The organism is Rhodopila sp., assembly GCF_965277825.1.
Lineage (GTDB): Bacteria > Pseudomonadota > Alphaproteobacteria > Acetobacterales > Acetobacteraceae > Rhodopila.
This window is the reverse complement of record NZ_OZ255846.1, coordinates 3726953-3741420: the sequence shown is the minus strand read 5'-3', so window position 1 is coordinate 3741420 and position 14468 is coordinate 3726953. Positions and strand designations below refer to the sequence as shown.

Genomic DNA, 14468 nt, shown 5'->3' with positions numbered 1-14468 from the left:
CTATCGCACGCCTCCTCGTCGCAATACCGCCAGCGCGGCGAACGGCCCGGCGACGACCGCCGCCGGCGCCGGCTCCTCGATCACCGGTCGCCGCCGCCGCAATGGCATCAGCATCGGCGGCGCCGGCGGCCCGACCTGCTCCACCCCCAGCCCAGCCGCTGGCAACACCCGAAAACCAAGTTGACGCAGCACTGCCGGCAGCATGTCCGGCTTGATCGCAAACCGCGAGGCCAGCCCCGACGGCAGCGCCGCCGGCCCGCGCCGGCAGCGATAACCAAGCTCGCCGACGATCTTCTCCGCGATGTCAAGTCGCAGCCGCACCGGCCCAGCCTCGATCCAGCCGGCCATGGCGGCAAACCCGTCCGGCCAGTCCGGCTGGTGCAGCGGCAGGCAGACCAGCCCGCCCGGCGGCAGCGTCGGCAGCGGAATCGCCTGCTGCAACGCCCATAGCCGAGCCCGCATCGCCGTCGCCCGCGGTTTCATCAGCGCCGGCATGAACAAGGCGAATCGTCCCGAACGCACGCCCAGCGCCCGCAGCCGAGGCCGTATCTCGGGCGCCAATGTGGCCTCGTCCAGCCCAGGGATCAGCCCCAGCGACTCCATCAGCCGGTGCAGCGGCCCGCGCAGGGCAGGGTGGTCGCGCGCCATCGCCTCGGCGGCGAACAGCGGCCCGAGGTCGCCGCGGATCTGTCGCTCCAGCCAGACGCCCAGCCGGTCGCCGATCCGCTGCCGCGCCGTGCCGTCAAGGAACTCGCTGTCCAGCACCTGCACCCGAGGCCGCAGCGGCACCGCGCCGCGGACCAGCCGCGCCACCGCCACCCGGTCCCAGGTCACCAGATGATCGGCGGTCAAGCCAAATTCACTATCCGCCGCCCCCACCAACGCCCCGACCCGGCGCGGCATTTCCGCGTGCAACGCTCTGCGCGCGGCGCGCAGCACCAGCTTTTTCTCATCCCCCACCGCCAGCGGGTCGGGCACAAACGCGAAGCCCTCGATGTGCCCGACACTGTGACCCTCGACCACCACCTCGCCCCGAGGCGTCACCGCGGACAACAGTGCCTGGCCGTCGGCCTCCTCCAGCCGCCGCATCAGATGCGCCGATCGGCGATCGACGAACCGGCTGGTCAAGCTTTCGTGCAGCGCGTCGGACAGCTTGTCCTCCACCTCGCGCGTCCGCCCCTGCCAGTGCGCGGTGTCGCTCACCCAGTCGGAGCGGGCCGCGATATACGACCACACCCGCACCCCCGACAGCCGCTGCATCAAGGTGTCGATATCGCCGTCGGCTCGGTCCAGCGCGTCGATCTGGCCCGCCAGCCAATCGGTCGGCAAATGCGTGTCGGAAGCGACATGGCCGAACACCCGGGCGCACAAACGGGCATGGGTATCATCGGCCAGCTTGCGGAAATCCGGAATCTGACAGGCATCCCACAGCAGCCGCATCCGCCGCCGCCCCTGCGCCAGCCCGCGGATTTCCGGATCGCGCGACAACGCTGTCAGCGTCTCCAGGTCCGACGCCTGATTGCCGCGCACCAGCCCCGGCCGCGGCGGCGGCGCATTCAGACTGTCGATCAGCCCATCCAGCGAGGCGAAATCCAGCTCGCTGTTGCGCCAGCACAGCATGTCCAGCGACTCGAAGCTATGCGCCTCCACCGCGGCTACGATGTCATCGCCGATCGGCGGACATTCCGTGGTGGTGCCAAAGCTGCCGTCCTTCATGCCGCGCCCGGCCCGCCCGGCGATCTGAGCCACCTCCGACGCGGTCAGTCGGCGCGGCCGATGCCCGTCGAACTTGCCCAGCCCAGCGAACGCGACGTGATCGACGTTCATGTTCAGCCCCATGCCGATGGCATCGGTGGCGACCAGGAAATCCACCTCGCGAGCCTGATACAGCGCCACCTGGGCGTTGCGGGTGCGCGGCGACAGCCGCCCCATCACCACCGCGCAACCGCCCTTGCGGCGCCGGATCAGCTCTGCCAGCGCGTAGATCTCCGCCGCGCTGAACGCCACCACGGCCGACCGCGGCGGCAGCCGAACCAGCTTGGTCGGCCCGGCATAGGATAGTTGCGACAGCCGCGGCCGGGTCTCGATCTGCGCCGACGGCACCAGACGGCGGATCAGCGGCGCGATCGTCTCGGCTCCCAGCAGCATGGTCTCCACCATGCCACGCGCGTGCAGCAGGCGGTCGGTGAACACGTGGCCGCGGTCGGGATCGGCGCAAAGCTGGATTTCATCCACCGCGACGAATTCGGCATGCCGATCCAGCGGCATCGCCTCGACGGTGCAGGAAAACCAGCGCGCCTCGGGCGGGATGATCTTTTCCTCGCCGGTGATCAGGGCGACGTGCCGCGCACCCTTGATCGCCACCATGCGGTCGTAGTTCTCCCGCGCCAGCAACCGTAGTGGGAAGCCGATAATTCCGGACGAGTGCGCCAGCAGCCGCTCGATGGCCAGATGCGTCTTGCCGGTGTTGGTCGGACCCAGGACGGCCTTGACGCGAGCGGCGAAACCGGAGTCGAAGCCGATCATGATGCGATGTTTGGATGCCGAGGCGCGGAATGCAAGCGAAGAAACTGCCGCCGCTTCATTGGCGATCGGGCACCGAGCCGAGCTCCGACCGGCTACCCGCCTGCCCACCTGTCAATTTCGCAATCAGCGTCTCGGTCTCTGCGTGGCGCTCAGCCCGGCCGTTCCGTCCCCACGCCGACTATCGCGGACGCGACAAGCTGACTCTCCCAGACGCGACGCAACTGCCCATCAAGCTCGGTGCGGACGTAATATTGAAATTCGGCGCCCTCTTTCGGCAACAGCCGGGCAACGGTGCAGCGCGCCGGAATGCGAATCATGAACTCCGCGCCCGGGGTGAACACCAGCGTCTGGCCGAGACTGAAGCGGTGCGCCGCTGCTTGCCGGCGACCAACGTGTTGCGGGATCAGCGCGGCGTGCCGCTCCTCGTTATCCATGCCTCGCTCCGCACCGCGCAAGTTCAACCAGCTTAATGTGTGACCGCGGAATCTTCACGACTGTTCGAGACCATACATTTCGCCGAACCTACCCCCCAAGCAAGTGATCAAATCGACGTTTGACGGTGCCGTAGCAATCGCATGACGTCGCCTCCAGCGCAGCGCGATCCAGCACTTCGACATGGCCCCGGGAATAGCGGATGATCCCCGCGCGTTGCAGGATGCCAGCCGCCACGGTGATCGTCGGGCGATAGACGCACAGCATCAGCCCCAGGAACTCCTGGGTGACCGGAAGCTCATCGCCATCGGCGCGATCGTGCGCCATCAACAGCCACCGGGCGAGGCGCTGCTCCAGCGGGTGGCGCCCATTGCAAGCCGCGGTCTGGGTGGTCTGCGACCGCATCGCTTCGCTGTAGCGATACAGCAGCGTTTGCAACGCCGGGGTCTGTTGCAAAAGCTCATTGAAGGCTCGGGTTTGGATCTGCAGCCCGCAGCCATCGGCCTGCACAAACGCTTCCTCGAAGGCACTTTCCACGCCGACGATGAGCGGTGCGCCGACCATCCCCTCGCGGCCGACCAGCCCAACCTCGGCCTGGGCGCCGTCCTCCAGCGTCGACACCAGCGAGACCCATCCGCTTTCGACAAAGTACACCGCCTCGATCGGCTTTTCCGGCACGATCAGACTGTCGCGCACGGTCAGTTGGACCCGACGCATCTTGGGCAGCACCGCCGCCAGATCGGGTGGCGGCAGGGCCGCGAGCAACCGATTACGAGTGGTTTGTATTGGCGCCGCGCTTGACATGCGTGCATCCCTTCACCGGCGGGAGCACAAACATCTCTCAAGCGCGCAAAGCCGAAGCTCAAGTGAACGCTATAAATGTTAGTGGCTATCAGTTCGGACGAATACAAGACGCCAACGAGCTATCGGTCGTCTCGGCCGCGACAATTCCACCCGGTAGTGTAACGGTATTTCGCCGGCTTGCCGACTCGCTGATTTTCGCGCAGTTGTAGTCCGGTGGCACGACCGTTGGTTCTGTCGAGACCACCGATCCAACCCGATCCAAGGAGTTTGCGCCAATGAACTCTCAGACAAGATTCGCCGGAAAGTCCAAGCTGACCGCCGCCACCGCGCTCGCCACCACGCTGTTGCTCGGTCTCGGCACGCCGGCCCAGGCCCAGACCCAGTCGGCGCAACCGGCACAGCCCACCGCCTGCCCGGGCGATGCCGGTGGCATCACCCTCCCCCCGGGCTTCTGCGCGTCGGTTTTCGCCGACAAGCTGGGCCACGTCCGCCAGATGGCCGTGGCGCCGGATGGAGTGCTCTACGCCAACACCTGGAGTGGCCGCTATTACCATAACGACACCCCTCCGGCAGGCGGCTTCCTGATCGCCCTGCAAGCCGCCAAGGGCGCCGGACAGGCTGACAAGACCGTCCGCTTCGGCCCGACCGCCGCGGATGGCGACCACGGCGGCACCGGCATCGGCATCTACAAGGGCTACGTCTACGCCGAGACCAACGACCGCATCGTCCGCTACAAGCTGCCGGCCAACGGCACCGCTCCGACCACCAAGCCCGAGACCATCGTCTCCGGCATGCCGGTCACCGGCGATCACCCGATGCACCCGTTCGGCATCGATCCCAAAGGCGACCTCTATGTCGACCTCGGATCGGCGACAAATTCCTGCCAGAGCGAGAACCGCATGCCGAACGTGCCCGGCGTCACGCCGTGTACCGAATTGCTGACCCGCGGCGGCATCTGGCGCTACGACGCCAACAAGCTGAACCAGCACTTCTCCCCGGCCGAACGCTTCGCCACCGGTTTGCGCAACGGCGAGAGCTTCTCGTTCGACGCCGCCGGGCGCCTGATCGGCACCCAGCACGGCCGCGACCAGTTGTGGGAGAATTTCCCCAAGCTCTACAACCAGACCGAGGGCCAGAACGAGCCGGCCGAGGAACTCGTCCACCTGCAGCGCGGCGCCGATTTCGGCTGGCCCGAATGCTACTACGACTACGACCAGAAGAAGCTCGTGCTGGCGCCGGAATATGGCGGCGACGGCGGCAAGAAACTCGGCGTCTGTGCCCACAAGCAGGAACCGATCGCCGCGTTCCCGGCGCACTGGGCGCCGAACGATATGGTGATCTACTTGGGTAACGAGTTCCCCACGGCCTACAAGGGGGGTGCCTTCATCGCCTTCCACGGCTCGTGGAACCGCGCGCCGGGCCCACAGGGCGGCTACGCCATCGTGTTCCAGCCTTTGGCCAATGACAAAGCCGCGGGCCCGTTCATGGTCTTCGCCGACGGCTTCGCCGGCCCCGACAAGCAACCCGGCCGCGCACTGCACCGTCCGACCGGCCTCGCGGTCGGCCCCGATGGCGCGATGTATATCTCCGACGACATTGGCGGCCGGATCTGGAAGGTAACCTATCAGGGCGGCAACAAGGCCGCCAAGCTCGCCGCGGCTGCGGCGCCCTCCGCCACCCTGGCAGCGGCCTCGGCAAACGTGCCGCCGCCCGAAGGCATCCATCCTGACGCCGGCAAGCCGCTACCGACCCCGCCCGGCGGATCACCCGACCAGGTCACCCTCGGCGAGCAGATCTTCCACGGCGCCCACGGCGGTACCTGCGCCGGATGTCACGGCACCGACGCCATGGGCTCCGAGGTCGGGTCCAACTTGGCCGACAACAAATGGAGCTGGGGCGACGGCAGCGTGCCGGCGATCACCCGCACCATCGAAAGCGGCGTTCCGAAACCCAAGGACCACACCGGCGCGATGCCGCCGATGGGCGGGGCACAGCTCTCGCAGGCCGACGTCGCCGCGGTCGCCGACTACGTCTGGGCGATCAGTCACCGCGACGCCCACTGACCCGCCCACCACATGACCGCGCACGCCCCCGTGTCATGACCGAGCTCGGCAACCCAAACCGTGTCATGACCGCGCTCGGCAATCCAACCGTGTCATGACCGGGCTCGGCAATCCAAACCGTGGGTGACCGGGCTTGGCCCGGTCACCCACGACTTGCGGCCTCGCAACCCCAGCTTGGCGTGAGAAAGCGTCGGGACGCGGACGACCACACCCCGCCCCTCACGCCCTCACCCGAGCGCCCAATGCCGCCGCCCGCTTCACCACGGAACGCGCCCGGTCCACCACGGGAACGTCGATCATCGCGCCCTCGAACTGCACTGCCCCCAGCCCCCTGGCATACGCCTCGTCATACGCCACGATCATCCGGCGCGCCCGTTCCACCTCGGCCGGATCGGGCGAAAACTCCTCGTTCAGCACCGCGACCTGCAACGGATGCACCGCGCTGGCGCACATGAACCCCAGCCGCCGAGACCGCCGCACGATCGCGCGAAACGCCTCTTGGTCCCGGAAATCGGCGATCGAGCCGATGAACCCCATCGGCATGATCCCGGCCGCCCGTGCGGCGAAGATCGTCTGCTGCTTCGGATAGAACAGCCCCTCGGGCTCCGATTGCATGCCGACATCGGCGGCAAAATCCTCCGACCCCAGGCTGATGCCGACCAGCCGAGGATGGCAGCGGGCAATCTGCTCGATGCGAAAGAACCCGGCCGCATTCTCCACCAGCGCAATGAACCTGATGCCGCCCGCCGCTAGCCCTCGCTCATCTTCCAGTTCCGTAACGATCTCGCCGCACGCTATCACGTGTTCAGGGCTGTCCACCTTGGTCAGCATCAGCGTGTGAACGCCCATGATCACCGCCGCCTCCAGATCCCGCACCAGCAGCCGCCACGGCCGGTTGACCCGCACCACCACATCGGCGCCGTTGCGCGCGACCTGAGGAATTGCCGCCGCGATCAGCGTCCGCGCCTGATCCTTCTGCGACGGCGCGACGGCATCCTCCAGGTCCAGGATGATCGCGTCGGCACCGCGATCGGCACCGGTGCGGACGAATTTTTCCGCCGTCACCGGAATGAACATCAGGGATCGCCACACCGGCAGGTCGTCGCGCATCGTCAGCCCTCCTTGATCACCCCATCGGCCGCCAGCGCCGCCAGCCTGTCCGCATCGTAGCCGATCGACTGCAGCACCGAGGCGGTATGCTGCCCCAGGTCAGGGGCCGGCGAACGCAGCTTGCCGGGGGTGTCCGACAGCCGCGGAATAATGTTGTGCATAAGCACGGAACCCGCCTCCGCGTCGGGCGCCTCGACGATCACCCCGCGCGCTTGCACATGCGGATCATCCAGCAACTGATCGATCTCATAGATCGGCGTCGCGGTGACCTCGGCCGCCTCGAATACCGCCATGTTTTCCGCCAGCGTGCGCTCAGCGATCCAGTCGGCGACAATGCCGTCGCACGCATCGATGTTGCGCACCCGGTCGGTGTTGGTGCGGAACCTGGGATCCTCGATCACTTCGGGCCGCCCGATCGCGCGGAACAACCGCTCCGCCATCGCCTGGATCGAGGCCGAGATCGCAATGAACCGCCCGTCGCTGGTCGGGTAGACATTGCGCGGCGAAGTGGTCAGCGATCGGCTGCCGGTGCGCGCCGGCTTGTCGCCTGATACCCGAAAGGTCGCCGCGTCCGGCCCAAGCACCGAGATCATCGGCTCCAGCAGCGGCAGGTCGATCACCTGGCCGCGTCCGCCGCGCTCAACCACACGCAGCGCGATCATCACCGCATAGGCGCCGTACAGCCCGGAGACCATGTCGGCCATCGCCAGCGGCGGCAGCACCGGCGGACGGTCGCCATAGCCGTTCTTGGCGGCGAACCCCGACATCGCCTCCACCAGCGTGCCGAAGCCGGGCCGGTCACGATACGGCCCGTCCTGGCCGAAACCGGTGATCCGCACGATGATCAGGCCTGGGTTGCGCGCGTGCAGCACCTCAGGCCCAAGCCCCATCCGCTCCAGCGTGCCGGGCCGATAGTTCTCGATCAGCACCTGACTGGTCGCCAGCAGATCCAGCAGCGCATCGCGGCCAGCTTGCGCCCGCAGGTTGATGGCCAGGCTCTTCTTGTTCCGCGCGTACACTTTCCAGTGCAACGACAACCCTTTGACGCGCCACGCGCGCAGCGGATCGCCCAGTTTCGGATCCTCGATCTTGATCACCTCGGCGCCCTGATCGGCAAGCTGCAGGCTGACCATGTTGCCGGCCACCAGGCGGGACAGATCGACCACGCGGATACCATCGAGTGGCGCGGCGGCAGACGGATCGAAGTCGATACGAGGAATCATGTTGGCCTTGGGACAATGCTTTTGCTTGCGCTATTGTCCAGTCAGATGCGGTCGACGTGCAAGGGCCGCTTCTGCCATGGATTGCATGCGGAGAGGCCTGCGTCATCATGCTACGTCGCCGGTCGGTCCTCGCCTGCCTTGCCGGGCTGCTCGTCGTCGCCGGCTGTTCCGCGCCGCCTGAAACAGCGCCGCCTGAAACCGCGACGAACCAAACCGCGACGAACCAAACCGCGACGAACCAAAGCGCGACGAACCAAAGCGCGACACCGGCCCAAGCCGCCCCAAAGGCCCAAGCCGCCCAACCTGCCCAAGCCGACACCTCGGACAACGCGGTGATCTACGTCATCGGACGCGGTTGGCACACCGATATCAGCCTGCCGGTCACCGCGCTCGCTGCCCCGCTTTCGGCGCTCGCGCAAGGCTTCCCCGGCGTGCGCTTCCTGACCTTCGGCTTCGGCGAACGCCAGTTCGTGGTCAACCGAGAACAAAGCTTCGGCGCCATGCTGGCAGCCCTGTTGCCGAGCCACAGCGCACTCCTGATGACCGCGCTGGCGTCGACCCCGGAACAGGCGTTCGGGGCACACAACGTCGTAGTGCTGCATCTGTCCGGCCGCACCATGCGCCGGATCCAAGGCAGGATCTGGCGCGAGCTCGAGCTTTCGCCGTCCGGCCGCCCGCTGTTGCTGGCCGAGGGACCCTATCCGGGAAGCGTGTTCTATGCCGCGCGCACCACCTATGACGGTCTCTACACCTGCAATACCTGGACCGCCGAGACACTGCGCGACGCCGGCCTGCCGGTCGCCTCGATAGGGGTGTTGTTCGCCGGCCAGGTGATGGGCCCGGCGCGCTGGATCAGCGCACGCCAGGCCGCATCAGGACAGCGTTAGGACTTCAGCGTGCCGGGGGCGCCACCACGGTGGTGTGGTTGGCCGGCGGCGGCGGATCGCTGCTGCTGAAGGACAGGCAGCCCGCCAGGGCGAGCGGCAACAACAGGGCAATCAGGGCAAGGCGCATCGGCATTTCCTTCAGTGGCGCCGGTCAGCATAAAACGCGGTTCTGACCGGTGCCGTTCAACGATCGTTGTCTGACAACAAACCATGGTGTGGCGGCAGGCGCCGCGGAACGTCCCCGGCTGGCTCCACAGCCGGGCAATACTTTGGCTCCTCGTTGGACAGGCCGCACGCGCGCTTTGCATGGTCCGTTGCGCGGCGCGATCACCTGACAGGCGCACCCCCGGGCCGCCTTCAACCACGCCGGTCATGGCGTGTCCAGGTCCGCGGCGACGCGCCGCCGCCTCGATACCGGCGATCAACCCGGATCAATCGCTACGCGCGTCGGGTCGATCACTACGCGCATCGGATCGAACGCTGCGCGCATCGGATCGCTCGCTCCGGCCCACCGCACCAGGCACCCCGCGCGACCGGTTGGCCTGCCGCCTGAACGGGGTAGTATCAGCCGCCTTGGCCGCCCGGAGCAACCTCGTGAACCTGGACCTTTCCACCACCGCAAGACCCGCGACGATCCCGGTCCCCGAACCCGGCCTGACCCCGGACCAATTGTTCGACCGAGCCATCGCCCTGCGCCCGCTGCTGCGCCAGCAGCAGGACGAGGCCGACGAGCGCGGCTGCTACGCGCCCGAGACCCACCAGGCGTTCCTCCGCGCCGGATTCTACCGCATCACCCAGCCCAGGCTGTTCGGCGGCTACGAATTCGACCTCGAAACCAGCTACCGCCTGATCGTCGAGGTCTCCCGCGGCCATCCCGCCGCCGGCTGGTGCCTCTCGCTCGGCGGCTCGCACGCCTACGTCGTCGGCTCACACTGGCCCGAGCAGGCGCAGCGCGAACTGTTCGGCGCCGATGGCCACTTCATCGCCCCGCACCGGCCGGCGACCATGGGCACGCTGCGCCCGGTCGCGGGCGGCTACATCCTCAACGGACAGTGGAACTACTGCTCCGGCATCCCCTACGCCACGCATCTGCTGTGCGGCGCGCTGCTCGATCCCCCCACCGGCGAGGCGCGCCAGGTCGTGGTGCCGCGCGCCGCGTTCCAGATCCTCGACGACTGGGGCGGCGATCGCACCCTGGGCATGCGCGCCAGCGGCTCCAACAGCGCGCGGGTGACCGATGCCTTCGTGCCCGATAACATGGCGGTGCGGCTCGACTGGATGGCGGCGCGCCCCGACGGCATGGAGCACGGCACGCCAGGCACACGGCTGCACAACAACCCGATGTATCTCGGGCGCCTCATGGGCCCCTATCATTGCTCGCTGGTGGCCCCGGTTGTCGGCGCCGCGTGGGCCGCGCTCGACGAGTTTGAGGCCCTGATGCTGGCCAATCGTTCCTTGGCCGACCCAAGCCTGCCATGGGCCGACCATCCGGATTACCTGCGACCGTTCGGCCAGGCGCTGGCGATGACCGAGGCGGCGGAGACCATTCTCTACGGCGTCGCACAGCGCTACATGGACTATTGCCGGCGCTGGCAGCGCGATCGCACGCCGATCAGCGTCGAAGACAATCTGCGGCTCTGGGCACTGGCCCAGCAGGCCGGCGGACTGGGGCGCCAGGCGGTCGAGCTGCTGTTCCAGAACGCGCTCTCGGCGCCCACCAGGAAAGCCAGCCGGCTGCAGCGCTACTTCCGCGACGTGGCAATGTACAACTCGCACATTTCGGCGCTGCAGCTTAACCACGCAACCTATGTGGCGCGCGCGCATTTCGGCCGACCCACCGGATTCCGCGGCCTTCAGCCCTGAAATAACTCATGGTGACGGCGTAATAACGAAGCTTAACGCAAGCGCAATATTTTTCACGGAAGCGAACGATCTGTTTGCTTGAAGTTTACGAAGTCATGCCCGAAAACAGCTACCGTTGATGGTTTCATACCCCGGATGGAGGTCGATGCGCCCGCTTGCAACTGATCCCCCGGCCGCGTCCATGACCCAACGCATCCTGGTCGTCGAGGACGAATACCTGATCCGCCTGTGGATCGCCGAATTCCTCCTGGAAGACGGCTTCGACGTCGTCCTGGCCACCAACGGCGACCACGCGCTCGGCCTGATCGCCCAGCCCGGCACGTTCGACCTGCTGATCACAGATATCGCCATGCCCGGCCTGGCTGACGGCAATACGGTGGCAACGGCGGCCAAGCAACGCTATCAGAATTTGCCGGTGATCTATGTCAGCGGCCGTCCCGACAGCTTGAAGAACCAGCTCGGCGCACGCGACGGATTTATCGCCAAGCCCTACAGCGCCGCTTCGGTCTCGACATTGGCACGCAGGCTACTCGACACCCGCGCCGATGACCCCGCCTTCCGCTCGACCTGCGTGGCGGCATGATCGGCCGCGTCACCCGCCGCTAACCCCAGCCCGCCGCCGCCCGGCGCCCAGATTCCGCGGGAAGCGAACCATCGCACCGCGCGCCTCATCCCACAGCGTGAAGCTGGGCGCGCGCAGCGCCTGCCACAGCGTCAGCCCGGTGACATGGGCGGCGAACGCCGGATCGGCCCGGTGCGCCGCCTGCAACCGGTAATTCGGCACCCGAGGCATCAGGTGGTGCACATGATGGAAGCCGATATTTCCCGTGAACCACTGCAGCACCTTCGGCAGCCGCAGCCAGGAACTGCCGTACAGCGCCGCGCCGGCCGCGGTCCACTCGGTCTGCCGCGCCCACAATGTATGCTCGAACCGATGCTGCACCGAGAACAGCCAGACACCGATGATCGAGGCCAGCGTAATGACCGGCAGTTGCACGACCAGCACCGGCTGCCACCCAAGCAACAGCGTCAGCGTCAGCAGGAACCCGCCGATGCCCAGGTTGGTCAGCCAGACGCTAATGCGTTCCTTGCGCCAACCGCGCGGGGCGTCCAGCGGGATGCGGTAGAGCAGGATGAACACCACCGGCGGCAGCAGCAGTTGCGACACCAGCGGATGCAGCGCGACGCGGTATAGCCACCGGCGCCATGGCGAGAACGCCTCATACTCGGCCAGCGTCAGGCAGCCGGAGTAGATGTCGCCGCCGCTCGGACGCTTGTCCAGGTTGTTCCACACCGCGTGGTGCATGGCATGGTGGCGGCGCCACAGCGCATATGGCGTGAACGTTGTCAGCCCGCAGAGCCAGCCAACCGTCTCGTTGGCCCAGCGCGAGCGGAAATACGCCCCGTGGCCGCAATCGTGCTGGATGATGAACAGCCGCACCACCAGCCCCGCGGCCGGCACCGCCAGCGCCAGGCTCAGCCAGGGCGACAGGTGGTAATAGGCGTAATACATCAGCCCCAGCAACGCCGCATACGGCGCGGCGGTGATGCCAAGCTGAGCCACGCTGCGCCCGGCCGAAGGCGTCTGGTAGGCAGCCAGCCTGGCGAGCATCGCGCCGCGATCGGGCTCCGGCCGGTCGTGCCGGTGCGGCGAGGGCTGTCCGTTCATGCAGGGTCTTTTCGTCGGCCGGAGGTTGGCGGCGTACGCACATGGACACGTCGCCTGGGCATGGTACGCTGGTATACTTAGCCGAAATGGTCCGCCGGAAGCAGCATGCAAATTACGTTTCGGATTGCCGCCAACAACACTGCGACGCGGCCCCCACGAGCCGCCCCCACGGACCGCCGCCGCTAACCCGCTGTTAACCTTGATCAGTCATCCTGGCGCTTTCGCGGAGACCAGGCGATGGCGTCACCTGAACAACTGGCGGCGGTCGCTCGGCTGCTGTCCTCCGGCGCCTGGCACCAGGCCGAGGCCGCCGCCCAAGCCACCTTGGCGGACGATCCCGCCGACCCCGAGGCGCTGCGCATGCTAGGTCTGGCGGTCGCCGCGATGGGCGAGAGTGACCGCGCCGCGCCGATCCTCAACCAGGCCGCCACCGGTCGTTCCCAGCCGGATCATCCCTGCGCCGACTTCGCCCGGCTGCGCCCACCTCTGCCCCGCACCCTGGTTGCCCGCCAGTTCCGCGCCTGCATGCGGCTCGCCCCAGACGATGACGCCCTGCGCCTCGGCTTCGCCAGTTTCCTGCTCGACAACGGCCAGCCCGGCGAAGCCGAACGCATCCTGCAAGACCGCCCGGACAGCGCCGCCGGCCACCACTTGCGCGGGCTGGCGCAAGCCGAGCTCAACCGGTTCGTCGCGGCGGCGGAGAGTTTCCATCGTGCCGTCACACTGAACCCGGACGCCGCGCCAAGCTGGTCCAACCTCGGCATGGTGCTGAAGATCGAGGGCCGCTTCGACGAGGCAATCGCCGCCCACGACCGCGCCGTGGTGATCGGCGGCGGCGATCCGCGCCACCTGGTCAACCGCGCGGTCGCACTGCTGAAGGCTGGCCGCTGGACCGAGGCCTGGACCGATTACGAAGCCAGGCTCGACCTTGCCGAAGTGCCGCTGGTCGAACCCGGCCGGCTGATGCCCTCCTTGAACCCCGGAGACCGGCTGACCGGGATGACTATCCTGGCGCTGCATGAGGACGGCTTCGGCGACACCCTGCAGTTCCTGCGCTACATACCGCTGCTCGCCGCCCGCGGCGCGCGGGTTGTGGCTTTCGTGCCCCGGCCGCTGGCGCGGCTGATGGCCGCTGCGCCGGGCGTCGCCGCCGTGGTCACCGACCGCCGCCGCCTGCCGGCGCATGACCTGGTCTGCCCGATGTTCAGCCTGCCCCGGGTGTTCGGCACCACGGTCGCCAGCATCCCCGCGGTGCCGGAGGTCGCGATGGACCCAAATCTGCTGCGCCATTGGGCCGGCCGGCTGCCGCTCGGCGATCTGCGCGTCGGCCTGGTCTGGGCCGGCCAGGCGCGCCCCTCGCTGCCCGGCTTCGGCACTCTGGACCGCCGGCGCAGCGCCGGCCTGGCGGCGTTTCAGCCGGTGCTCGACGTGCCCGGCGTGACCTTCGTCAGCCTGCAAGCCGGCCCGGCCGCCCGCCAGACCCTCCCGCCGGGCGCCGAGATCTTCGACCCGATGTCGGAGGTGACGGATTTCGCCGACACCGCCGCCATCATCGCCGCACTCGATCTGGTGATTAGCGTCGATACCTCCGTCGTGCACCTGGCCGGATTGCTCGGCAAGCCGGTGTTCCTGCTGGATCGCTACGACGGCTGCTGGCGCTGGCTCAGCGGGCGCCGCGACAGTCCCTGGTACCCCGGATTGACCATCTTCCGCCAGGACCAGCCAGGCGATTGGCCCGGCGCCATGGCCCGTGCCGCCGCCTCGCTCGAGGCCATGGCCATATTCCGCGGCCTCGGCACCCCCCCCAGGCGGCATGCGGGAGTGTGCGTTCGTCGCTTGACCGTCGCGCCGATAGCTTGGACACAGTCGGAACGGTGCCACCTGCGATGAA

The 14468-nt window shown here is 67.7% G+C and carries 12 protein-coding genes; 5 read left to right on the top strand and 7 right to left on the bottom strand.

The features are described 5' to 3' along the window. From ACQY4T_RS18315 to ACQY4T_RS18305, 3 genes are all read right to left on the bottom strand, one after another. Positions 1 to 2526 carry a helicase-related protein gene (locus ACQY4T_RS18315; RefSeq protein WP_428533655.1) on the bottom strand — a complete coding sequence of 842 codons (2526 nt, stop codon included), beginning with the start codon at positions 2524 to 2526 and terminating at the stop codon, positions 1 to 3. A gap of 149 nt (positions 2527 to 2675) precedes the next feature. After that, a complete protein-coding gene (locus ACQY4T_RS18310) occupies positions 2676 to 2960 on the bottom strand; it encodes a hypothetical protein (RefSeq protein ID WP_428533653.1) in 285 nt (94 codons plus the stop codon). Positions 2961 to 3048: 88 nt separating this feature from the next. Next, on the bottom strand, positions 3049 to 3762 hold the full coding sequence (locus tag ACQY4T_RS18305) for a Crp/Fnr family transcriptional regulator (protein WP_428533651.1): 714 nt from the start codon (positions 3760 to 3762) through the stop codon (positions 3049 to 3051). A gap of 275 nt (positions 3763 to 4037) precedes the next feature. Between ACQY4T_RS18305 and ACQY4T_RS18300 the strand changes: the two genes are divergently transcribed. After that, a complete protein-coding gene (locus ACQY4T_RS18300; RefSeq protein WP_428533649.1) occupies positions 4038 to 5825 on the top strand; it encodes a c-type cytochrome in 1788 nt (595 codons plus the stop codon). Between the two features lie 219 nt (positions 5826 to 6044). Here the strand turns inward: ACQY4T_RS18300 and ACQY4T_RS18295 are convergent, their stop codons facing one another. Then, positions 6045 to 6935 (bottom strand): HpcH/HpaI aldolase/citrate lyase family protein, encoded by an 891-nt coding sequence (locus tag ACQY4T_RS18295; protein WP_428533647.1) that lies wholly within the window; start codon positions 6933 to 6935, stop codon positions 6045 to 6047. A 2-nt stretch (positions 6936 to 6937) separates the two neighbouring features. Continuing rightward, complete coding sequence (locus ACQY4T_RS18290) at positions 6938 to 8158, bottom strand: CaiB/BaiF CoA transferase family protein (RefSeq protein WP_428533645.1); 1221 nt, start codon at positions 8156 to 8158, stop codon at positions 6938 to 6940. A gap of 332 nt (positions 8159 to 8490) precedes the next feature. Here ACQY4T_RS18290 and ACQY4T_RS18285 point away from each other — a divergent pair, with 332 nt between their 5' ends. Beyond that, entirely contained in the window at positions 8491 to 9045 is a 555-nt protein-coding gene (locus ACQY4T_RS18285; RefSeq protein ID WP_428533643.1) for a DUF2459 domain-containing protein, read from the top strand. Positions 9046 to 9049: 4 nt separating this feature from the next. On the opposite strand, the gene ACQY4T_RS18280 is transcribed toward ACQY4T_RS18285, so the two are convergent. Further along, complete coding sequence (locus ACQY4T_RS18280) at positions 9050 to 9172, bottom strand: hypothetical protein (RefSeq protein WP_428533641.1); 123 nt, start codon at positions 9170 to 9172, stop codon at positions 9050 to 9052. A 467-nt stretch (positions 9173 to 9639) separates the two neighbouring features. Between ACQY4T_RS18280 and ACQY4T_RS18275 the strand changes: the two genes are divergently transcribed. Together ACQY4T_RS18275 and ACQY4T_RS18270 are read left to right on the top strand one after the other, a co-directional pair. Beyond that, positions 9640 to 10908, top strand: a complete 1269-nt coding sequence (locus ACQY4T_RS18275; RefSeq protein WP_428533639.1) for a hypothetical protein — start codon at positions 9640 to 9642, stop codon at positions 10906 to 10908. Positions 10909 to 11089: 181 nt separating this feature from the next. After that, entirely contained in the window at positions 11090 to 11491 is a 402-nt protein-coding gene (locus tag ACQY4T_RS18270) for a response regulator (protein WP_428533637.1), read from the top strand. 9 nt (positions 11492 to 11500) lie between these two features. Here ACQY4T_RS18270 and ACQY4T_RS18265 read toward each other — a convergent pair whose 3' ends face one another. Beyond that, a complete protein-coding gene (locus ACQY4T_RS18265; protein WP_428533635.1) occupies positions 11501 to 12577 on the bottom strand; it encodes a fatty acid desaturase family protein in 1077 nt (358 codons plus the stop codon). A 237-nt stretch (positions 12578 to 12814) separates the two neighbouring features. On the opposite strand from ACQY4T_RS18265, the gene ACQY4T_RS18260 reads away from it, so the two are divergent. Then, complete coding sequence (locus tag ACQY4T_RS18260; RefSeq protein WP_428533633.1) at positions 12815 to 14467, top strand: tetratricopeptide repeat protein; 1653 nt, start codon at positions 12815 to 12817, stop codon at positions 14465 to 14467. The last annotated feature ends 1 nt before the right edge of the window (position 14468 follow it).